The sequence below is a fragment of the Pseudomonas sp. NPDC086251 genome (genome assembly GCF_044746405.1).
GTDB lineage: Bacteria > Pseudomonadota > Gammaproteobacteria > Pseudomonadales > Pseudomonadaceae > Aquipseudomonas.
The window spans coordinates 18,789-42,655 of record NZ_JBIVBY010000005.1; the positions used below are offsets into that span (position 1 = coordinate 18,789).

The 23,867-nt window shown below is 57.6% G+C and carries 9 protein-coding genes and 1 pseudogene; 5 read left to right on the top strand and 5 right to left on the bottom strand.

Features of this window, described 5'->3' with window-relative positions; translation table 11 throughout:
* Positions 1 to 119: 119 nt before the first annotated feature.
* From ACIPL2_RS08320 to ACIPL2_RS08330, 3 genes are all read left to right on the top strand, one after another.
* Positions 120 to 4,487, top strand: coding sequence for a hypothetical protein (locus tag ACIPL2_RS08320; protein WP_401354844.1), 4,368 nt, complete (start codon positions 120 to 122; stop codon positions 4,485 to 4,487).
* Between the two features lie 1,089 nt (positions 4,488 to 5,576).
* Positions 5,577 to 11,615, top strand: coding sequence for an autotransporter domain-containing protein (locus ACIPL2_RS08325; protein WP_401354846.1), 6,039 nt, complete (start codon positions 5,577 to 5,579; stop codon positions 11,613 to 11,615).
* Between the two features lie 652 nt (positions 11,616 to 12,267).
* On the top strand, positions 12,268 to 13,218 hold the full coding sequence (locus ACIPL2_RS08330) for a hypothetical protein (RefSeq protein ID WP_401354848.1): 951 nt from the start codon (positions 12,268 to 12,270) through the stop codon (positions 13,216 to 13,218).
* On the opposite strand, the gene ACIPL2_RS08335 is transcribed toward ACIPL2_RS08330, so the two are convergent.
* Positions 13,149 to 14,311 (bottom strand): IS3 family transposase gene (locus ACIPL2_RS08335; RefSeq protein WP_401354850.1). Its coding sequence is split into 2 segments (ribosomal slippage): positions 13,149 to 14,056 and positions 14,056 to 14,311, totalling 1,164 coding nucleotides; the frame shifts between segments, so codons are not numbered across the junction. The two genes, ACIPL2_RS08330 and ACIPL2_RS08335, sit on opposite strands and share 70 nt — an antisense overlap.
* A gap of 900 nt (positions 14,312 to 15,211) precedes the next feature.
* On the opposite strand from ACIPL2_RS08335, the gene ACIPL2_RS08340 reads away from it, so the two are divergent.
* Together ACIPL2_RS08340 and ACIPL2_RS08345 are read left to right on the top strand one after the other, a co-directional pair.
* A complete protein-coding gene (locus tag ACIPL2_RS08340; protein ID WP_401355206.1) occupies positions 15,212 to 15,649 on the top strand; it encodes a DUF3015 domain-containing protein in 438 nt (145 codons plus the stop codon).
* Positions 15,650 to 15,779: 130 nt separating this feature from the next.
* Positions 15,780 to 17,557, top strand: a pseudogene (locus ACIPL2_RS08345) (DUF4105 domain-containing protein).
* A 413-nt stretch (positions 17,558 to 17,970) separates the two neighbouring features.
* Here ACIPL2_RS08345 and ACIPL2_RS08350 read toward each other — a convergent pair.
* From ACIPL2_RS08350 to ACIPL2_RS08365, 4 genes are all read right to left on the bottom strand, one after another.
* The gene (locus ACIPL2_RS08350; protein WP_401354852.1) at positions 17,971 to 19,101 is read right to left on the bottom strand and encodes a hypothetical protein; all 1,131 of its coding nucleotides are present in this window, start codon (positions 19,099 to 19,101) and stop codon (positions 17,971 to 17,973) included.
* A 391-nt stretch (positions 19,102 to 19,492) separates the two neighbouring features.
* Positions 19,493 to 20,071 carry a Pvc16 family protein gene (locus tag ACIPL2_RS08355; RefSeq protein ID WP_401354854.1) on the bottom strand — a complete coding sequence of 193 codons (579 nt, stop codon included), beginning with the start codon at positions 20,069 to 20,071 and terminating at the stop codon, positions 19,493 to 19,495.
* Positions 20,072 to 20,085: 14 nt separating this feature from the next.
* The gene (locus ACIPL2_RS08360; protein WP_401354856.1) at positions 20,086 to 22,191 is read right to left on the bottom strand and encodes an ATP-binding protein; all 2,106 of its coding nucleotides are present in this window, start codon (positions 22,189 to 22,191) and stop codon (positions 20,086 to 20,088) included.
* Between the two features lie 130 nt (positions 22,192 to 22,321).
* Positions 22,322 to 23,836, bottom strand: a complete 1,515-nt coding sequence (locus ACIPL2_RS08365; RefSeq protein ID WP_401354858.1) for a contractile injection system tape measure protein — start codon at positions 23,834 to 23,836, stop codon at positions 22,322 to 22,324.
* Positions 23,837 to 23,867 lie beyond the last annotated feature (31 nt).

The window sequence follows — 23,867 nt, forward strand, 5'->3', positions numbered from 1 at the left end:
CCCCTTAACTACTGGAGGCACGCTGAAAGACTGCATCCCGCGATACATGTGGAAAATGTCCGGCCAATATAGAATGTATTGACAGCCCATGTATAAATCAATCGCTGGCTGTAAGCGGGATGCGCGCATACAAGATGGCTTCTACAGGATCTGAACTTGCTAATGAAGGTAAAACCACTCTGGCTGCTATGGGCGTGGCGCTCGCCATCACCACCGGAGACCCGGTAAGAATTGTCCGAAGTGTCGGTGGACTGATAGGCCAGATATGGGCTGATGTAAACCTTGGCATGTACTGGACACCCTATGTTGAAGTCCCGGGCTTAGGTGACGTCTATTCACTTCCCGCGCTTGTTCAAACCGGTGATACGCTGTGCATGTTTTACCAAGGCTCTGATAGTACGTTATACATGGGCTATGAAACGACCATTCCCAGTATCGTCTATCCGCCACAGGTGTTGCCTGGCTCAGTAGCCCTCAACACAACGACCGGCCCTACAGCGGTGATGTTTAATGGCAGTTTGTATGTGTTTTATGGGGGCACGAGTGGCGATGGATTCATGCAGCTTTTTTACAACGTCTTCGATGGAACGTCGTGGGGGCCCGCAACGCTGGTGGTGAATCATGCGGCCTTGGTCAGTGGCACGATGGCTGCGCCGATTGCCCTCACCGACCCCATCACCAATCAACAGACCCTCTATCTGATTTACGTGTCGCCGGGGGTCGAGGCGAACACCTATCAATTGGGGTATTCCTGGTCGCCCACTGGCACGGCCAACACATGGACAACGGCCAATGGTGCGCTGCCCATTTCCAACTACGCAGTGGGTTCGTCACCTTCAGTCGTGTCATGCGCGTGGACCAGTGCGTATGAGGGAGAAGGCTCAACTCAAAATTACGCCAATATCTTCTTCGGCTCCCTCCTGCCTGATGCGGGCGCTGCTTGCCCTGCATTTTATGCCGCTCTTTTGGGCTTTGACAGCAGTGGGCTCCCTGGGATAGTACCGTACTCGAGTTTTGATGATTACATAGTGCCCAATACCAGCATGTCGGGTTCTCCGTTTGCCGTGATATGCACGCCTGACAGCACCACCAACCTGATGACCACCGTGGTGCATCAGGGGGGGCAACAGAATGGCCAGATCTGGTACAACTGGATCAACAGTGAAAATGAATGGAATGGCGATACGCAAGTGCCGAATGCCGTGACCAGTCCCAGCGGCTCACCCACCGCCGCCGTGTTTGCCCCTGAGGCCTTTTTCGATCAGATGGCCGAGGCGTCGGATCTGTATTTTTGTTTTCCCGATCAGGCTGGGAATGCCTTGTTGGTCGGGAGTGTGAGTCAGTTTAACACCGGTGAGGCTCCGTCTCAGGCGGTCAACTGTCCCGCCGGGTCCACCCTTGCGGGGAATTTTTTGCTGCCGGTGTCTTTCAGTGACACCCAGACGCCACAGCCTTGGGTGTTTTACCAGGTCGTTAATCCACCCAGCACCGACGTCGCGACAGCGTCCACGACGCCACCCTCGACGTTGTATTATTCGGTGTTCACCGAAACGGGGTGGGTGCAAAATGTGGTGCCCACCACCTTGGCCGCGTCAACCATTGCCCCCACCGGCTCGCCGACCAGCGCCGTGGCTAGTACCAATGTGCCCTGCCTAGTCAGCCGAACAACGGCGGATCAGTTGGCCTTCAGCTATTACAGCCAGTTTTATAACGCCTGGTCGTCGCCCATCCCGATCCCGGGCCTGGCCAGTGACGAAGGATCACCTTCTCTTGTCACCTTCAACAATCTTCTCTACTTGTTGTACATCCAGCTGGGCAGCATCTGGTGCTGTACCTCATCCAACGGCGGGCTTAACTGGAGCGCCAGCACGGCCGTGCCCAGCGAAAGCACCACCACGGGCCTGACTTCCCTTGTTTTTGGCGATGCACTGTATGTATTGTCCAGTGCCAACGAAGACACGTCGGGTATGTCCCAGCTGTGGTGTACCTGTTTATCGGGAGCTCCTGCACAATGGGGCAGCCCGACTCAGGTGGTCCCTGCGGGGTGCTCCGCCAGTGTTGGCATTCTGTCAGGGGCACCGGCGGCCTGCACCTATACCGACAATCAAGGCACTGAGCTACTCACAATTTTTTATGCCGGAGCGGGCAGTGCGAATAACTGGCCACTGGCGGGCTGCACCCTAATGGCCAGCGGCGCGTGGACCCAGTTTTCCATGCCGGACGTCCTCATCGCCGCCCCTCCGTCCACTTACAGTACTGGCGATACTCTTAACATTTTTTACCAAGCGGCCGCTTCCCCCGGTCAACTCAGTTATCTGGTCTACGATGGTTTTACTTGGGCGGCGACTGGAACGCTACCGGTTACAGGCATGACCGGCAGCACTGCGAATATCAGGCTGCAACCCTCAGGCAATGTGGGCCCCTCGCTGTTTCTTTTCTACAACAGCAGCAATGCCAGCGGTAGCGAGACCAGCTATTGTCAGTGCACCTTTCCTGTGCGGATGGAGAAGGTTGAGGCCGTGTCGCCGGCGATGGGAATGTCAGGTGCGCCCACTGCCACGGTGCTCAATGACACGATATGGGTGTTTTATCAACCCGACCCTGGTGATGGGGGAGTGAGTTACCAGTACTGCAGCGCCCCTCTCGCGCCGACGCTGGCTGACCCGCAACCATCCTGGACACCCTCTTGGACGGAGCCCGCGGTTATCCCTATCCCGATGGCCCCAGGCTATTCAGACTATTCGAATAATCCGTCCGCCGTGACATTCAACTCCAGTGTGTATGTTTTTAACTTTGGGTTCGACGGACTGACCTGCAGTTCATTCGCCGAAAACGCCAGCACGTGGAACATCGTTACGATCGAGATTGACGGCGTCCCGATCTACAATCCGCAAACAAGCGACGGAATTGGCTATTCCACATCGGCAGTCGTCTGCAATGGCGCCCTCTATGTGTTCTACCCAACCCCCACAGACCCGGGACCATTCGCGGGCCCGCCGCAATATCTGAATTGGATCACCAGTACCGATGGAGTCAACTGGAGCGCTTGCCCATCTCCCTACATTTCAACCCTGAGCGACTGCGTCCCAGCCATCGTCTTAAACGACGTTATTTATTTATTCTATCAAGCGGAAAATGGTGGCTTTTACTATACGCCGTTTAGCGCGACCGAAGCGGCACTGCCGATTGAGATCGGCTTACTGGAAATGAGCAGCGGCCCTTGCATTGTACCGTTCAATGATTGTCTTTGGGCGCTCACTCAAGGCGGTAGCATCGATAATAAAATCCTAGGTAAAGCGCAGGATTTGGCGGACGTTACGGCAGTCACTAACGGCAATCAACAGGTTTGGTATGCCATCAATGCGAGTCCATCGGGCAGTTTGTGGTCATGGAACACCTTGCTGGCCGACACCGTAATTGACGCTTCGACCATTCCCGCCGGGACCGTATACCCGCCCGAAGAATTGGCCAGCAGTGAACCAAGCGTCAGTGCTTTGTACGCGTTTTATCAAAATAACGGTCAGATCAGTTACAAGCAGACAACGGGCGGGTATCAAAACTGGACTGCAGCTCAAACACTTAACGAGGCTGGAATGACGGCGGACACGGCTTACGCGTCATGCAGTCCCTCGGCAGTGTGCTTCCCCCTCAGCGCGGCGGCCGAGTTATGGCTGTTCTTCCAAGGGGCCAATAACTCCGGTTTGTTGTGGTACACCAAGTATTCCACTGCCGTGGGCTGGAGCGCCCCTTTGCAAATAGTGCCGACTGGCTGCACGTCAAGCACGGCTATCATGGCGCAATCGCCGTCGGCCGTAGTGTACCCGTTGCCTGAATACGCCAGCGCTTCCGTTCCCTCTCAACTCTACGTTTTTTATGGCGTGTCAGCAGGCGATGCTTGCCCAGGTCAGGCGCTACTGCGTTATAGCGTTTCTGCGGACGGGTATGCATGGTCACAAACGGAAGTTACTGTCAGCTACTTCTGGCCAGCGCAACCTCAGGTCCCTTTACCCGCGCAAACCATGGAGGGATTTCTCCAGCAAACGTCCCCCAGCGCGGTGGTGTTCAACAATACGTTGTATGTGTTTTATACGTCCGGTTATGGGCCATGCGTAATTACAGGCACCGGGGCCGATACCAACAGCTACTTCGCGTATAGCACTTTTGATGGGAGTAACTGGTCTGCAATAAATTTCCCCGACATCAATGGTGGGCAACCCGACAGTGGTTATATGTACTTTATTTCCACGTGTGTCCTCAATGGCGTGTTGTTTGCTTACTTCCAGAATAATCTGGACCCTACCGCCATTTGGTCTACGCATACGTTCGATGGACGCACCTGGACAACGGCGGCGCCAGTGGTGCAGTCGCAGCTGATCACGAGTGGGACCGCCATGCAGGTGTCACAAACCGCCAACTCGATTTACGGAGGTATGCTCGGGGGCACCGCCGAATATGGGGACGTCCCCATTAAATTGTCATTGTCGTAGCAAACAATGACACCAGCCTTGGCAAAGTGACGAGTCATCGGTCACTTTGCCAAGGCGCACGTCGCCTATCTTCGAGGCTATCCCCCAAACACGTTGGAAAAGCTTCCAAGGGCCAAAGAGCTCGCTCAGGAACGCGTCAAGACCCGCATGTAGGCATTGCCATTCATGGCTGGCGCCTCCGCGGCCGGCCGTGTAGGCGGCTGCGCCAGGGTGAAAAGGTAACCGTGATGACAGAGCTAAGTCGACGAAGCCAGGCGCTCCACTCTTTCTGACCCGCTCGCCATGTTGGGAAACTGGGAAGCGAGCGGCGGTTATCGTCCGACTTGAGTCTGGGATAGTTTTTCCCTCTGGCCTGGCTGAATGCCAATCGAAGGCTCTTCCCTACCCCTTTTCTCAGGCCTGTGAAGAGTGTGGTGGGCCGTACCGAGTCGCCGGCACGCCTTGCAAACCGATCCCTCACCCCCGCCGGCCTTATGTCGCTTTCCCGAATCAGTCTCAGCCCCCTTCTGTGACCGATTTACCGGACAGAATGGCAGCGTCCCAATAGTGTATTGCTTCTGCTCTTCGCGGCTATTTCGATGCCAACATTAACCGCATTGAACGCGCCACTCAGATCTCGCCTCTTCAAGGATTTCAGTTACCTCGGTAGTGGTTTGCCTTGTAGGCACGCGCACTAAGCGTAATGAGGCTCTGGGTTAACCCCTGCTCCAAAGTTTATGGTTTCTGGCCTTGACCTTTTGCGTTTCCCAGCAACACTCCTATTGACTTCTGGTGACCGCCTGTTGGTAAAAAGCCGTAAACGTGCTGACCGTTCTTGGCACCAGTACCGGCGATAGGTCGGCCAATTAGAGGTAGAAGTGGCGCGTTGTACGTTTAGCCATGAAGTCGTCGAAGGCCCATCCAGCGCACCGTGACTGGATTACCCCGCGCTCGTCAAACGAGGGGGTTGGCTTCGACGCCCGCATGCTCCCCTGCACTGATCTACGCACCATCGCCTTTTCATACTTTTGCACCAGTGCTTTGGCTAGGGCGCGCCTGCCTGTACGGCAGCATCTCCTTGGCTTCAGTGCATCCAAAAGGAGACTGACGATGAACCATATTTTTCGTACGATTTGGTGTCAGGCCAAAGCAATGTGGGTCGCGGTCGCCGAAGTAGGCGTCAGCGGTAAGGGGGGGCAAGCCGTTCGGTGCGCCAAGACGCCACACGCAACGGGCACCGGGTGCCTGGCTAGTTACGGGCGGCCGCTGGTGGCGTTGCTGTTGGCCAGTCACCTGAGCTCGGTGGGGGCGGCCAACCTGTACTGGGACCCTAATGGCACGGGCACGGGCGTGGGCGGCGGAGCCGGCAATACCTGGCACCCCACTAACGTCTTCTGGAACAGTGATCCGGTGGGCGGTATCGCTGGCGCCCTGTCGGGTTGGACGGATAACAATTTCGATACGGCCGTCTTCGCCGGCGCCGGGGTCAATCTGGTGGTGGGCGCACCGGTTACGGTCGGCGGCTTGAGATTCGAGACGGGTGGCTACACCCTTAACCTCCTTACCGCTGGCACCAACCCCATCACCTTGGGTGGCCCGGTCACCCCGACCATTCATGTCCAGACAGGCACTGCCACCATTATCGCGCCCTTGGCCGGTAGCGACGGCTTCATCAAGACCGGCGCGGGTACGCTGACCTTGGCCGGTAGCGGCACAAATCTGACGGGCGCCGTCAATGTGCTCAACGGCGTTCTCAAAGCCGGATCGGTCACCGGTCTCCAAGGCATGGCCGTGGTCCTGGCCAATACGGCCAGTGTTACGCTGGACCTCACCGGTCTATCGACTCACCTAGGCTCGCTGGCCGGTGCAGGCACCTCAGGCGGTAATTTGATTCTGGGCAATGCCACGCTCCATGTAGGCGAAAATAACAGCGACAGCAATTACGCGGGGGCCATTAGTGGCACCGCTGTTATTAACAAGGAAGGCTCGGGCACCATGCTCTTGAGCGGTATCAGCAGTTTCAGCGGCGACATCCGGCCCAACGCGGGCATTCTGCGCGCCGGGGCCGCTAACCTCTTCATCAACGCCAAACTTGGTGGTGGTATCAACGGCATTTTTGAGCTGAACAGTTTTAACCAGACCGTCCAGGGCCTAGCCAATGCGGGCATCGTCGACCTGGGCACCGCCACCCTAACCCTCAACTACACCGGCGTACCCGTCGCCGTGTCGAACGGTGTCCTGCGCGGCGCAGGCAACTTCGTCAAGACCGGCAGCGGGGTGCAGCGCCTAACCGACTCAAACACCTACACCGGCACCACCACCCTTAATGGCGGAACATTGCGCGCGGCCCGGTCCGACCGCAGCAATTTCTCCCCCCAATCGGCGTTCATCCTCGCCAATACGGCGGGAGTGACCCTTGACCTCGGCAATACGCGGCAGGCCATCGGCTCGCTGGCCGGCGGCGGCAGCAACGGCGGGCTCGTCACGCTGGGTACGGGCACGCTGACGACCGGCAATGACAACACCAGCACCACCTTCGCCGGCGTAATCAGCGGTACCGGCTTCACCGGAGGCCTGACCAAGGTCGGCAGCGGCGTGCAGACGCTCAGCGGCGCGAATACTTATACCGGCGCCACCACTATCAATGGTGGCACCCTACGCGCCGGGGCAATGGCCGGCAGCCAGGCTTTCGGGGTCAACTCGGCGGTGATCCTGGGCGATGTGGCCGGTGCCACCCTGGATCTCAATGGGTTCAACCAGTCCATCGGCTCGCTGGCGGGCGGCGGCAGCAGTGGCGGCAGCGTGACCCTGGGGGGCGGTCTTCTCACCACCGGTAGCAATAACGCCAGCACCACGTACGGTGGCACGCTCAATGGCAGCGGCAGCCTGCTTAAGACGGGCAGCGGTACCCAGACCCTGAGCGGGACGGGCAGCATTGACAACACGAACCTGGCGGCGGGTGGCTTGTCGGTGTCCGGTCAGCTCGACAGCAATGCCGTCGCCCTGAGCGATGACACGGTACTGACGGTGGACGGTATTGTGCAGCGCAGTGGTGCCAGCCAGACCCTCTTGACCGGTAGCGCGGGAACCAACAGCATCGTGGTCGGCACCAACGGTACCCTGCGCACGACAGGGAATTTGGGTGATGGCACCGACCTGCTGGATGTACTGGGCACCCTCGACACCAGCGGCGGCGAACTGTCACTGGGCCAGGGGGATGACACACTGATCCTCCATGACGACACCCATATTCTCGGCATCGTGGACGCCGGCAACGGCAGGGACACGCTCAACACCCATCTGCTAGGCGAAGCCACGGCTGGCGCTCTGCAAGGATTCGAAACCCTGAGCAAGACGGGCGCTGGGGTGCTCAACTTCATTGGCCCGGATGACAGCGACTTCACTACCGTCAATGTCCTTGAAGGACGGGTGCATGTGCAGAACGGCGCTACTGTCGACCCCGTCAGCACCACCGTCGCCTCAGGGGCCCGGCTCAGCGTCGATGGCACCTATCTGGGCACCTTGGACAACGATACGTTCACCGTCGATGGCACCGTAGATGGCACGGGCTTGATCGCATTACAGGGGGGGGATGACGTGCTCACCCTGCACGACCACTCGGACATTGCCGCCCTGGTCAACGCCATCGATGGCGGCGGCCATTCGCTGGGCGATACGGTGGTGCTGGACTCGGCCGAAAACATGGTGGCTGACCTTGGCAAGACGGTCAATTTCGAAACTTTACGCAAGCAAGGCGCGGGCACGGCGATCGCCGGGGGCGCCGCCAATTTTTCCGACGTCCAACTCGAGAACGGCGCCCTGGATGTCACCGGGCAGTTAACGGCCAGGACCCTCCACCTGAATGACGGCACGGACCTGACGGTCCAAGGGACATTGGAGGCCGCCGGTTCGACAGCGGCGCTGCTGACAGGCACGGCTGGGGAGAATGCCGTCAGCGTCGGCGCAGGGGGGCTGTTGCGCGCCACCGGTGACTTGGGCAGCGGCAACGACACCTTGGATGTCGCCGGTACCCTGGATGCCAGTGGCGGCACGCTATCCCTGGGCGATGGCGACGATACGCTGGTGGTGCATGAGGGCACCACGATTCTAGGTACCATCGATGGGGGGACCGGCCTTGATACCCGCGCATACGACATCAACGGCAACGTCAATATCGGCGCCCTCACCGGTTTCGAAGGCCTGGGCAAACGCGGCGCCGGCACGCTGCACCTGACGGGCCCCACCTCTGAATTGGCCAATGTGCTGGTGGAAGGCGGCACGCTGGATGTCGGGATCGGCTCGACGGTCATGGCCCAGCAGGCCACTGCGCTCAACGCACAAGTGCTGGCTGGCGGTACCTTGAATGTCGACGGCACTTGGGCCGGCAGCGTCCTCGCAGATACCTTCGACCTGGCCGGGCGCGTCACCGGCAGCGCCACGATCATCTTGGGTGATGGCGACGATACCCTGACCTTACACGATGGTGCCGACCTCAGCGGCTTGCTCGCTCAAATGGATGGCGGTGGACACATCCTGGGCGACACGGTGAGGCTGGACAACGCGGCGCCCATGAACCTTGCCGCTGACGGTAAACTGATCAACTTCGAAAAGCTGCTCAAGGATAACAACGGCACGGCCACCCTGCTCGGTTCACACGCCTATGCCGGTGGCACCACCCTGGGTAACGGGGTACTCACTGTCGAGGACTCGCTGACGACACCCGCCATCGACATGAACAACAGCTCCGGCACGACCACCTTGAATGTCAACGGCCTGGTCGAGGCGGCCGGGGCGGTCCCACTGTTGCTGACCGGTTCGACAAGCAGTAATGTGGTCACTGTGGGGCCTGGGGCCGTGCTGCGTGCGAACGCCAACCTGGGCGGCGGCAACGATACGCTCGATGTGGCAGGTACCCTTGATGTGGGGAGCGGTGGCTTTGCGCTCGAAGAGGGCGACGACACCCTTGTCCTGCATGATGGCACCCAGATCCTTGGCAGCATCAATGGCGGGGGCGGTGTCGATACGCGTGCCTATGATCTGGCTGGCGTGGCCAGCGTCGACTCGCTGGTCCAGTTCGAGGGCTTGACCAAGCGGGGGGTGGGTACCCTGAACCTGACCGGGCCGGCGACGTCCGAACTGGTCGGTGTGGTAGTGGAAAATGGCGTACTCAACATCGCCGCCGGCGCTCAGGTCATCGCCCAGCCGGGCAGCCCGCTGGACACCGAGGTGCGCACTGGCGCGACGCTGAATGTGGACGGTCACTATGGCTGCGGTAGCGGTGACGACAGCCTGAGCCTGGCAGGACGCTTGAGCGGCCGCGGAAGCGTTGATCTGTGTGCCGGCAACGACACGCTCACCCTGCACGACGCAGCGGACATCAACGGCTTCAGTGGGACCATCGACGGCGGTGCGCAGGCAACAGCCGGCGACACCCTGGTGCTGGACAACGCTCAGTCGCGCAGTTTTGCCGCGGCCAACCTGAGTGGCTTCGAAGTGCTGCACAAAATCAATAGCGGTACCGCGACCCTGACCGGCAATCAAACCTATGCCTTGCGCACGTTGGTCGATGCCGGCCGCCTGAACATCGCCGGCACCTTGACTTCGGCGAACCTGACCATCGCCGGCCCCGCGGCCTTGGTCGGCTCCGGGCAGATAATCGGGAATGTGCTGAACCAGGGGCGAATTGCCCCCGGCAACAGTATCGGCACCCTGCACGTCACCGGCGACGTCACGTTCGCCGCTGGCTCGACCTACGGCGCCGAGATCGCACCGGGCGGGGCAGCCGACCTGTTAGCGGTAACCGGGGCGGTGGACATTCAAGGCGGCACGGTGGACGTGACCTCCGCAGCCGGCAGTTATGACCCTGGCGAGCGCTGGATCATTATCTCGGCGAGCAATGGGGTGACCGGCACCTTCGCCGGTTCGGTCTTCAGCACGCCGTTCCTCAATCTTGACATCGGCTACGACCCCAACAGCGTTTTTCTTGAAGCTGAGCGCAATGACAACCCCTTCAGCCAGGTGGCGCAGACCAGCAACCAGATGGGAGTGTCCAGTGGCTTGGACTCCATGACCCCGAACTCGCCATTGCCCCAGGCCGTGGCCGGCCTGGCCAGCGCCGCGCAGGCTCAGCAAACCTATAATTTGCTCTCCGGCGAAATCCATTCGACACTGTACGGCGTCCTGCTGCAAGACAGTCGTTTCGTGCGTGAGGCAACCTTGCGCCGTGGTTGCAACGCCCAGGATGAGCGTCATGAGAAGCTACAAGGCAAGCCGCTTGATCTCAGCAGTTGTACCCCCCTGGCGGAGCATCATGACGGGGACTTGACGTTGTGGACCCAGGTATTCGAAACGCGGGGTACGCTCGATGGTCATGACTATGGCGACGTGGCCCATAGCGACAGGCAGATCAACGGCATGTTCCTCGGTGCAGACGTGGCGGTCGGGGAAGATTGGCGGGCCGGCCTGGTCAGCGGCTATGAGCGCACCAGTCTCAATGTGGATCAACGCCAGTCCTCGGCGCAGATCGATACCTACCATCTCGGACTGTATGCCAATGGTCCGCTCAGCATCTTCGAGGCTAGGACCGGGGTGGTGCACAGCTGGAGCCAAGTGGATAGCAAGCGCAATCTGGTCCTGGAGGACGCCAGTCAAGACCTTAAGGCTGATTATGATGTCGACACGACCCAGGTATTTTCAGAGCTGTCCCTGCGTGAACGTTTGGGGTCTGTAGAACTGGAGCCATTCGCCAATCTGACGTGGGTCTATCAGCAGGGTGAAGCGATCGACGAAAAAGGTGGCTATGCCGCTCTGCACAGTCAAAATGAAACCCAGGATCTGGGCTACTCCACGCTCGGAGTCCGGGGAGCGACCAAAATTGCCCAGACCCAGCAGGCCACGTACCTGGTGACAGGCTCAGTGGGTTGGCAGCGGCTGCTCAATGGCTACACACCCCAGCGCAGCCAGCAGTTTGCGGGCAGTTCCTATTTCGACATCGAAGGCGCGCCGCTGGCACGTGACTCGGTGCCGATCGAGGCTGGGGTGGCCGTTAAACTGAAGGATAGCGGGGTGTTGAGCGTTAGCTATCATGGTCAATTCAGCGACGCCGCCGAAGACCATGGGGCCAGTGTCTCGTTGTCTGTCGCATTTTAGGACAGATGCGATGAAGCCCTGGCGCGACTACCTAAGCCTTGCTGCTATAGGGGAGCGGTGCGCGCGCAGGGCAATGGCCCGCGACGAAAGCGTTGAGGTGAAATAGTTCAACCTTGGCACTCGCCAAGCTGGACGGCCATGGATCGAATGGCCTCATAGAATCGCGTCGTCACGAAACTAATTTGACCATTGATCGGACACGACTTGGAGTTGATGCCTGACGACTAAAATCCAAAAAAATTCTTGGATAAATAATCCGAATGGAGAGTTTATGCCTATCTATCAATCCATACCGAAATCGTCAGATGGGAATAAGCGTAACGCTGTTACGTCCCGATCAACTGGACCTCCGCTGACACTACGCGGCAAGGCTAAACAAGCGTGAACGTCAGAGCACGAGGTGAACGCAGGATCATTGGGTGCTCAGGATCACATGGATGAAGTCGTCGTCGGTGAAACACCTGCGGCCTCGGTGCTACTGCAGAGTGTATCCCGTGAACGTGCCCCCATAAAGCTCCCGCGTCATTAAGCACGCCCAGGTACAGCGCCCATGAAGCGGGGACATTAATGGCGCGTATTGATGCTCAAAAAAGCGTGGCCGGAATGATGAACAATATTCGGTACACCCATAAATTCCGATCCGGCAGGGTTTATGGGACTTTTAGCGACCGACAGGTTTTTGGCAACGGTTGAGCCAAATGTGAATTGGCGGTTGGATCTGGACTCCAGGTATGCCTGCGGCGTGACTTACATTATGAAGCAGGATTTCTTCCGGAAATACGCAGATTATTATCTCGATGATATGTATGCCAAAGGATACACTTTCGATATTCTAAAAAATAAACTGTCCAAAATCAATAAAAAAGCCCTTGAGACGCCAGAGGCTAAGGAGGCGAAAAGCTGGGAAGAATACCTGTTGCTTTTAACCAAAATGTCGGACTTTAGGAATTTCCAAGTGTCTGGTGGCGGATTGAAAGTGACGGGGATTACACCCGGAGCTGATTGGACGCCAGCCCAGAAAAACACATTAAAAGAGAATTCCAGGATCAGTTCGGTTAATCCTCAACTTCGTATTCCCTGGCAAGCCGATGCGGGGAGGCCTGCTCAGAAAATTTTGGCCAGTGATATCGATTTGGTACTAATGACCCCCGAAGCTTACGCTTCAATAAAAACTATGAATCTTGTCAAACTGTTTGAAGGCTTTTCCACCAAGACGCAGCGCGATGCTCATAAGCGTCACCTGGGGCTCAAATATGAAGTGTCGTCTGCCCTGAAAAAATTCAACGAATGGGATAAGGGCGGAAAGATAAAAGTCCTCGAGAGTACTAGAGGCTTGCAGCAGTACTCTCATGCCGCCGGTAGAGAGGGCAAGCGTAAGCTAAAAGGACTACAGAGTCTAAAAGAGTCGGCAAAGCAAGGATTAGAATTCCATCAGGATTTTCACTTCCCGGCGCCGGAAATAATTCGCCAAGCGCCTATTCCCTACCGGTTTTCCTGGCAATGCAACAGGAGTACTTTAAACACCTGTAGTGGTCAACTAATCCCGGACACGACGTTAAGTTTTTCTTCAGCCCGAGCTGGCACCAGTCCACCGTTGAATTGATGGGGTCGAATCCAGTTGTATCGATGCATCAAAAAATGGCTGATATCGCGCCGTGCTTCTTGAGCAGTTCTGTAGCCCAAGGTCGGTATCCATTCAGTTTTCAAGCTGCGGAACACGCGCTCCATCGGCGCGTTGTCCCAGCAATTCCCCCGACGACTCATACTCTGACGCATGCGATAACGCCACAGCCGCTGTCGGAATAAACGGCTCGCATACTGCGACCCTTGATCCGAGTGAAACAGCAGTCCTTGAGGTTTTCCTCGCTGCTCGTAAGCCATATCCAGCGCCTTGATAACCAGATCGGCGTCCGGCTTTTCCGACAACGCCCAGCCCACCACCCGGCGCGCACAAAGATCCAGCACGACCGCCAGGTAATGCCATTTCCCCTGAGCCCAAATGTAGGTGATGTCGCCGCACCACACCTGGTTGGGTGCTGGGACATCGAACTCGCGGTTCAAGGTATTCGGGATATCCAACCGTTCAACCGTCGCTCGTTTATAGGAATGTGATCCGGGCTGTTTACTGACGAGGTCAAGCTCGCGTATCAGGCTGCGCACTTTAAATCGACCGAGCTGCTCACCGTCGTCACGCATCAGCGACAGGATGCTGCGGCTACCCGCAGCATTGCGACTTTGCGAGAACAGCTCGCTCACTCGGCTGCGCAACCGAAGCCGTTCGACATCAGGCGTGCGGCGCCGAAGGCGCTGGGCGTAGTAGCACGAACGGGGGACTTCAAACACCTTGCACAGCCAATCAGTCGGCTCATGGACGCTCAGCTGATTGATCAGCGCGTACGCTCGTGATCTTCCGACATCAAGAGCGCGGTAGCCTTTTTTAATATCGATTTTTCCCGTTCAAGGCGGGCGATCCTGGCTTCCAGCTCCTGGATTTTCTGCTGTTCTGGGGTCAGCACTTTGCTCTGTGGAGTGACGCCTTGGCGCTCCTGCTGAACCTGATCGACCCAGCGGCGCAGGGCTGACTCGCCGACGCCGAGTGAACGACTGGCTTCGATGTAGCTGTAGTTTTGCTTGAGCGCGAGGTCGGCAGCCTCGCGTTTGAATTCAGCAGAAAAGGAACGGCGTTGTTTGGTCATCTGACACCTCGATCTGGCGAGCATTCTCGCCTAAATGGGTGTCCGGTTTCATTAGACCACTGCACACCTCATCCGGACTGGTGTAGGACAAGGTGTCTTGACCAGCGAGGAATTTAACGCCGCCTATAAGGGAGAGTGAAATGCAAGGCTGCTCGGGTGCTATCTCTACCTAGGCGTGCCCAGATGTTGATCGACAGAGATGTGGCCCGACAGTCCTCGTTGGGGCCTGTGGTGGCGTCAGCCGAAGAGGACAGCAGGATCACTGTCTATATCCGCTAATGGTCTCAGTAACGGCGCACGGCTTCGGCGTCATACCTTGTCGGCCAGCAGCCATCGACGGCGTTTGCAAAGACTGCCACGCAGGTTTGGGATGCAAACCTCATCCAGCAGCGGCTGGGCATAGGCACCATCGCTGGCCTGCCCGCCTGACAGTGGGAAATGCCAAGGCACGAGCGTGGATCTTGATCGTCAGGCCGCTTCGGCTGCGTCCGAGCGCGTGGTCTTGCGGTTAGGCAGGACGGGACTATTTTCCGAATCCGTTTGAGCATGACATCCAGAATGTGGACGTTTCCGCTCAATCTGGATCCTCCGCAATGCCCAATCCTATCGCGAAGGGCGTGGCCTGCTTCGTCTCAGTCCATTTCTGTGTTGTAAGGGTTGGTACAGCTCCTAGGTGCATCCGGTTATGATTTCTCTCAACCCTTGATCGGATGTGCGAGGTTTTTACAACCTTTAGGGAATTACTTACAGATGTCTTTGCAAGGGGCTCTAGATAATCGCTCCTCCAAGCCGGGTTGCTTTTGGTACGGTAAATGGCCCGCCGCCTCATCGATTAACAGAGAGACTATTTTGAAGAAGATTTTTGTCGGTGCGTTTTTCACTGCTGTATCCATCAATGCCATGGCTCAGGCGCCAGGCGGTCCAGATTGCGGTTGGGGCAACTTGATGTTCGAAGGTCAGCGTGGCACGCCCGTTCACCTTCTGGCCTCCACCACCAACGGCACCTCCGGCAATGCGACCTTCGGTATGACCTCCGGCACCAACGGTTGCTCGACCAATGCCTCGCTGACCTATGGAGGCAAATCCTGGCTGGCCATGAATGGCATGATGGACGAGCTGTCCGAAGACATGGCCAAAGGTCAGGGCGAAGCGCTGACCACTTACGCCGTGGTACTAGGCTTGGCGCCGGAAGATCGTGCGCATTTCGCCGCCGTGACTCATGAGCACTTCCAGCAGATCTTCAGCAAGGCTGACGTGACCGCCGACGATGTGCATACCAACACCCTTGCCGTTCTGAAAAACGACCCTCGTCTGGCCAAGTACGCCACTCCGGCATAAGTTCGACCCACCCCGTTTCTTTCGGGAAGCGGGTTTGATTATTTGGGCCTGCTCCTCATGGAGAATGCCATTCACGCGTAACCGGCATCCGCCGCGCCGGCTCGTTGTCGTTCCGTTTAAGTTACCCACCATGCTCAAGCGTCTTGCCTGGCAGGCGCTCTGCGTCTGCGCCCCGCACTCCGCTGCGCCTCACATCGATTTTCAATGTTTGCAGCAACTGGCCCATGACCCTTTCTGGATTTCCCTGGGCCATTACGAAACCGCCAAGCTCGGCGGTTGGCGCAGCTATATCAGCGACAAAAAATTCTTCCTCGCCGTCGATGGCAATGAACACCCGGACCATGAATTGGCGGCCACCGTACAAGCGCTGTACACCCCGGCTAGTGCCGGCCAACAGCATGCCCAAATGCGTTTATCCGGCCCGTACCCGCTGGCTGAAAGCGCGACTTGACCTGAGCGATCTGCCGACGCTGGACTGTGCTGAATTCAAGCAGTGGTTCAAGGACGTCTCGCCCCATAGCGCGGTGATGATTTTCCCGGCCACGTATCTGAACAGCCCGTCGTCGATGTTCGGCCATACCCTGTTGCGCATCGACCAGGCTGACGTTTCAGCCGACAAGACGTCACTGCTCGGTTACGCGATCAACTTCGGTGCCGACATCGAAGGCTCGGACAACAGCATCCTCTACGCCTGGATAGGCTTGATCGGCAGCTATTTGGGGCTGTTCGCGCCGGTGCCCTACCAGGAAAAACTCTCAGAGTATCGCCGCCTGGAAAACCGCGACCTGTGGGAATACCGGCTGAACCTGACCCAGGAAGAAACCGCACGCATGGTCGAACACGTGTGGGAGCTGAAACAGGTCCAGTTCGACTATTTCTTCTTTGACGAAAACTGCTCCTATCGCCTGCTGGAACTGCTGCAAGTGGCCCGCCCGAGCCTGCGCCTGACCGAACAATTCCCGCTGACCGCCATCCCCACCGACACCGTGAAAGCGGTGAAAGAGGTCGGGCTGGTGGAGTCGATTCAGTACCGCCCATCTCGCGAACGCGAATTGTCGGCCCGCGTCAAACCGTTACGCGATGAGGAACGAGGCTGGGTGCTCAAGGTCAGCGCCGACCAGGAGCAGCTGCAAACCCCGGCCTTCAAGGCGCTACCTCGCGAGCGCCAGGCGCTGATCATCAATGCGGCTTACCGACTGGAGCGTTACCGCGCCAACGGTCAGGAGCGCGACCCACAACGGGCGCAGCGTTCTTTCGAGCAGCTGCGCGCGATTAATCAGAACCCACCGCCGGAGCTGAATATCGCGCGCCCCGGCCTGTCTGCGGACGGCCATGAATCCCGCACCTGGCAGGCCGGTATCGGCACTCTTCGGCGCGCAGATCGAAATCCTGCAGCTAAAACTGCGGCAATACGAAGGCAGTGACTGGCAGGTGCAACAACTGGACCTGGCAACCATCCGCTCGCTTACACCGCGCAATGAGTTGCTGCACCCACTGTCGTGGCAGGGCACCGGTGGCCTGGAACGCGTACCGGGCAAACATGACGACGAAACGCTGGTCAGCCACGTCAACGGCGGTGCTGGTGGCGCTTGGCAACTGGGCGATGATCTGCTCGGTTTTGCGCTGGGCACCGTGCGGGTGGAGCACAACAACGACCTCGCCGAATTCATTTCTCCAGCGGCGGGTTTCAACACGGGGTTGTTGTGGAAAAACCCGCTGAGCAATTTGAGCCTGGAGACCAAAGGTGACTATTTCGCCCATGGCGAAGTACGCCATAGGGTGAGTCTGAATCAGCACTGGGAGTTGTCGCGCAACCTGGGTTTGCGCCTGACTGCCCAGCGCGAATTCAGACATTGGGCCACATCCGAGAATGAAGTGATGCTGGAGCTGAATTTCTATCACGACTAGGCTACGAATCCTGTTCGCCGTACATAGCCCTGCTCGGCCATACCAAGGGTCGGGTGGTAATCGGTACAAGCCGCGTGATTGCTGTAATTAATGGCAACAGTTAGCCAAAACACAAGCGATATTGAGCTCGCGACCCTGATCGAAACGAAGGCTTCAATTGAATGCTCGGTTGGCTGAAGATCGATACAGGCGACCACTCATTAGCCCACAGCTTAGGCGCATGGGTCTCACTGGCTTGCACTTATAGTGAGTGCGATACTGCTTTTCGTACAGAACCTAATGGCTGCTGGCCGCACCAACCCCAATAGAACGGGTCGACAAAAAAGAAAAAATCCAGTCAGGTCGCGGAAAAATGGATGGCACGAAGGAAACTGCAACTTCTAATGCCACCGACAACATCGATGCGCAAAAAATCAAGTAGCCCCAGGTTTTGTTGAACGTTTGGGCGAGGTCGCTAACGGTGCTTCAGACGTGGGTTGGGGCTGCGTCAACTCGATGGGTAAATTCTCAAAGCGTATTCCGTTGTAGGATTTATTAAGGATATGAATAACATTTTCGAGTGGATAGTTAGGGGTGACAGCATAGACTCGCGTAGTGACTGTGGTAGACCAATCGATGGTTCGCTTAACCTCATCATCGACACTGATCTGGTCAGAGGCTTTACCAGGAAAACCCAATAAAGCGCCAATATCCCAAATCCTGGCATCACCTACTTGTTGAGGTTGGCCCGACTTTACCAACCCGTACTTACCATCGTTTCCAAGCCCGATTTTCAAGACGACGGCGCACAGATGATTCTCCAGTGCGATACCTCGATGCCAGTGCTGCTCATTGGCATAGTTATACTTGGCGGATTTGGCCAGTTTGTCGGGTGACAATTCATCGAGCGATGTGCCGCCAGTTTTTCCGACATCTTTGTTGTATGACTTGAATAATCCAGTTTTCGCGGAGTTGTTGACGGGCGGGTATTTAGGCCACCCAGCTTTTTTCACACGATTTTGTAATTCTATGTAGTTGTCAACCGCTTGATGATCACTGGTGGCGGCACTCGGGGCAATCAACATCACGATAGGCTGTTGGCCTCCTACTAGATTGGGCCTGAAGGCGGCTCTGGTTAGTCCCTTCATGCCCCCCGCCTTTTCGATACTCAAGACCCTGGTGAAAATGGGGTTGATATGACTCTTTTGGACGTCATTTTTTGGGCTCTTTCCCGCGCCGATCAGGGAGCCCGCTAACAATACTTTATTCACGCCCACGCTCTGGGTGAGCGCCTCAGCCGGAAGCTCATGGGTAAACACATACGGAAATGTTGTCTTGGCGCTGGGAGGCGCTTCCTGCTTGGGAAGCAGGCAGGCGGAAGCGCTTTCTATCGAATCAACGCCTTCATTGGCTTGCTCTTGATAGGCGCCGTCACCCATCTCCGGCTCGAAAGTCAGCAGCTGGCTGGCATCGTTTAATCGCTCCTGCGGGAGGTCCGTAAGTTGAGGGGCGGTATGTCGGCGAGCGTCTTTGGGCGCTTTTTTTACGGGCTGGTAGGTTGGCATTGGCTTGCTCTAGATGGCGATAGTGTTGTTCATAAGCCTTTATCCGGGAGTGTAGCCGTCGAGTACACGCTCTCAACTATATCGGATGCACGGTGTACGGCTTACGAGCCAAATTTGATCGACTTGCAGACCTGGATTATCGATTTAATAGCTTTGCCCGCAACTCGGCTCATTAGGCCCCGCCGGACTTGGGGTCCAGAGCGTTTTGTTCAGCGTTCATCCAATAACCGCCATAACGCTTGGCTGGCCACCCCCAAGTTCTGCAAGTGAACTTGCGACTCGTCGCGTATCGGCATTACACCACCCTGGCGTGTCGAGGCCCCGGGGCGCGCGCCGGCACGCCTAAGCGCCGGACGGGTCGATGACGGGGCCGCCTACCTGGCGCCGTCAATTATATCTGCTGCACCACCGCGCCGGTCTCCTGGACCGGAGCAATGAGTTCATTTTTATTGGTTAACGCCACGGGCACGGTGACGGCGTAGTTAAGCAGTAACCGAGGTTTATTGCCCAAGGACTGCCAGAAACTGCCCAAGCTGAACAGGCTCTCATCTTTGGGGGGGATCACCCGGGTGTAGGCACCGGGAATACTGGGCAATTGCCGATTATTGATCAAGGCATTCAAGACCTGATTCATGACGAGCATGGTCTGATTGTCCGGTGCCCCGCTGGGGCTGTCATTACTGACCGCCTGGCTGCTGTCCCAGTAGGTAATCAGATAATTGCAGCACACATTCACCTTGGCCGGTTGCAGCACACCACCGATGTACGCCCTGGACTCCGCCATTTTCAGCTCCAGGTCTTCATAAATGTCATATAGAAAAACACTGATGACGGGGCTGGGCGGCAAATTTTCCGGATCGGGCAAATCGAAGCGAACGGCAACGTCAGGGTACAGGTAATTCGTTAAAGCCGTTTGCAAGGCTTTATTGATTTCAATCACGATCATATTGGATTCAATCGGTGCAGGCATGGAGCATCTCCAATCTAGGGGGCCACTCGGCCGATCTTGGCCAGCTCTCGTTTCAACGCTCGATCGATATGCTCAAAGCGCACCTGCTGCGTGTGCTCTTCGGCGGCGAGCCAGGTGGCCAGCAATGCGATGTTTCGGATATTGGCGCCCGTTAACTCCGTACGCATGGCCAGTTGTTTGAAGTTGACGTCGTCGGCAAGCTCGATGCTTTCAGGCCAGATACGTTGCCACAGGCGCTCTCGCTGTGGAACATCAGGAAAAGTAAACCGGGTGATAAAGGTAAAACGCCGGCTAAAAGCGTCGTCTAGATGACTGCGGTTGTTCGTGGCCAGGATGACCAAACCGGGATACCGTTCTAATCGCTGTAACAGATAGGACACCTCAATATTGGCATGCCGGTCCTTGGCATCCTTGACGGCACTGCGCTTGCCAAACAGAGCGTCTGCTTCATCAAAAAACAGCACCCCGGCGTCCATTTCTGCGCGATCAAAAATCTGCGACAGGTTCTTTTCGGTTTCCCCGATGTATTTACTCACGACCGTGGCGAGATCGATTTGGATCAGGTCCACCCCCAGTTGCCCGGCAATCACCTCGGCGGCCATGGTTTTACCGGTTCCGGAATCACCGTAAAAGAGCGCGCTGATGCCTGTCCCATACCCGATTTTGGCGGCGAAGCCCATCTGCAGCACGTGCCGACGGTGTTTGGTGGCGATCAATATTTCCGTCAACTGTTGGGCCAACTCGTCGCCGACGACCAGATCAGCGAACGTCCGTTTCGGCTCACTGCGCCGGGCCAAGGTGCCGAAATTTTGTTGGGCGCGTAGACGAAAGGCTTTGACCAGGTCGTGGCCACTCAGCGGCGCCTGCGGATCGCGCAGCCGACGATAATGCTCTGCCTCTTTCAGCAGTTGGGGCAGTGTTTGCTCGGTGAAATGTTGCCGCTCGCAGAAGGTCCTGACGTCGAGGTCCGTCACTGCGGGACTCAGGTACGCGCGCAGCAGGGTTTCCTTTTCCGCCGTCGTTGGCACTGGCATGTCCATGACCACTTGCTCGAGATGGGGAAGCCAGACCAGGGGCTCCTGGAACTCACACTCACAGACCACCAGCAGGCCCGGTTGATTCAGCAATTGCGCAAATAGGGTCAAGAGGTTCTGACGCTCCTCGAGCAAACTGGTCAGCGCGCGTACCAATAAGCAGGCGCCGTGCATGCGAACTTCACGCAAGACCTGCGTGAGCACAAACTGCGCATCCTTGTCATTCTCGGGCAAGCGCTCCATATCCAGTTGCAAGGTGTCACGCCCCTGCGCGGTGACTGCCGTGGTGATGGCCCAGGCCCGGCCACTGCCTGGCATGCCACGCAACATCATCACCGGAGCCCTGGCCTCCCCCGGCGCAGTCGAGAAGGCCGCCACCGCGGCTAAAATCGCCGCAGGGCACACCCTCAAGGGGGAAGCCGCCGGCGATAGCCACTGCGCACACCCCATCAGGAGGTCAGGCAAATGTCGCTGTCCGGTCAAATAGTGGTACACCGCAAGATCGGTTTGGACCAAGGTTTGGTACCAACTTTCCCCTTGCTGTTCGCCTTTTTTGCCCACGCTGAGCAACTGACATCTGATCAGCGGTGACGCGGGTAAAAAACGCGTTTCCTGGACAATTTTCTCCATGGGCGAAGAGCAGAATAAGGTTAACGCCAACTCAAAGCTGAGCCATTTCTTTTGCGGGGTGCCATGCAGGGCCGCAAACAAAACGAAATAACGACTGTCAAAATAGGGCAGCAATCCCAACAGCAGCACATCCTTTTCAAACGCGCTTAACGCAAAGCGAGTCGCCAACTGATCGAGTAAATAACAAGACTCAGCCGGCGCTGCGCAGAGGGACTCTTCTTCCCACGGGGTATTTAGACACCAATGTGGCAAGCCACGCGGTGCGGCCATGCGGGCGGTGAGTTCCTCGGCGCTCAGAATAAAGGTGTCCAGCGCAGGATGATTTTGTTGTTGCATCAACTGCACGCCCCACGCCTGCAACAATAAATCGATGCGCTCCAGCTGACGAAAAAGCTGTTTGATCTCGTCGCTAGCCCCATGCATGGCCTCGTCGAGAGGCTCCGCCAATTGATTCATGCGTTAGCATCCTTATCCCATCGTGGTGATCACCGCCGCCCACATCACGCAGACAAGCCAGGGTTGGTCCCTGTCACACTCATTTACCGCCAATTAGCTCGCTTCATCGCCGTTCAAACGTCGCCGCCGGCTAAGCGTCAGGCGGTCTGCACCACTGAATATCCAGCGGTTTGAGCAACCAGGGCAGCATCAACATTTCGGTCGGCCACGGCCAATCCTTTAACAGCACGTCATACATTTGCGGCAGAATATACAAACTGAAGTCGCCCTGGCGGGGGACCAACCAGGCCGGTCGCTGTAAATACAGTTGGCGAATATCGCTCAAGCTGAAGTGTTTCCAAGCGGGCAAGCGTTCGGGCAATTGCGCTAACCACGCGTGCATCACCGCATGGGCCTGTACGTCGGGTAGCGGCCCTTCCAATGGGGTCTCCAAGGGTAACCCGCACAGCAATTTATTGAGCGGCATGCGCCATTGCGCATATTGGCCATCGGCCCAAATCAGTTCATCGAGCCAATAGGCCGCGTTCATTCGCGCCTGGGCATGAATAAATGTCGAATTATCGGTCAGGCCCAGCCGTTCAAACAATCCTGGTAACAGCGGCCACAGCAGGGCAATGCCGCCGTTGTTGATCTGAAGCGGCTCCTGGCTCACCGCACGCGTGGGCTGCGCACTTCCCTGAAGCGGCCCCTCGCTCACCGCATGCTCGTGTTGCGCACTCCCCCGCCCCGGGCTTGGATCACCCGGCGAAGACGCCCTGGATGCCTGGCTGATAGCGCTGTGATTGAGCCGCACGGCCAAGGACTGGTACACCGTGGGGATCAATAGCTGCCGGAGTATCCGCCGTACCACGGGCTGTTGCCACAGCATCTGCAACCGGGCTGCCCACGCCCCACGCACTGGGCCCTCTTCGCCAAACAGCCCCCCCAGCAGTTGGGCGTGTGAGGCATTACCCTCCACCACTAATACGGGCGCCGCTCGCGGCTCGACCGGCAGGGGGCTTTGCGGATGGCGCTGAAAATAGCGCAAGGCGCACAGTTGTAGCGTCCCGAGCGTCGCGGGGCCCGTGAGGCTGCGAACTTCAGCCAGGCACCGGCATAATTGCAGGAGACTGGCCGGCGCCAGCAGGTGGTACAGGCGCGACACGCTGGCGGGGTTCAGGCTGTGGTGGGCCAGCGCGGCCACACTGTGATGCGCGGGCCTCGACTCATCAGCGAGTAACCAGGTATTCAATGTCGCGCGGGCGGATGGAGGCGCATTTTCAGGCCAGTCCCCGTCGCTTAAATAACGGCTGAGCAGCGTTAAAGGGTCAGAGGGGGGATCGAGTTTGGGGCGCGGCGTGCTCAACCGCTGGGCCTGCGCGCCATAATTTAACAGGCATTCGGTCAACCGTTGTTCCAAACGTTGGCAGAATGCCTTCTCAAATCCGAGCGTCGGCAGCTCACCCAAATCGACCGTGAGCGGTCCGCTGATCTGTAAATCTCCGCCGGCCTGCTGGGCCTTGTCCAGCACGCGGGCGATCAGCGTGCGCAGCTGACGATGAAACAGGCGGCTGCAGGCTTCGCTCAGGCGCTGGCCATCGTGTGGTGGAACGTCTAAACATATCCGTAAGCGATCCAGCCGATGGGCTGCTAATGATTTGGACATCAACCACTTCCTTGAACCTTGGCCAGGGCCT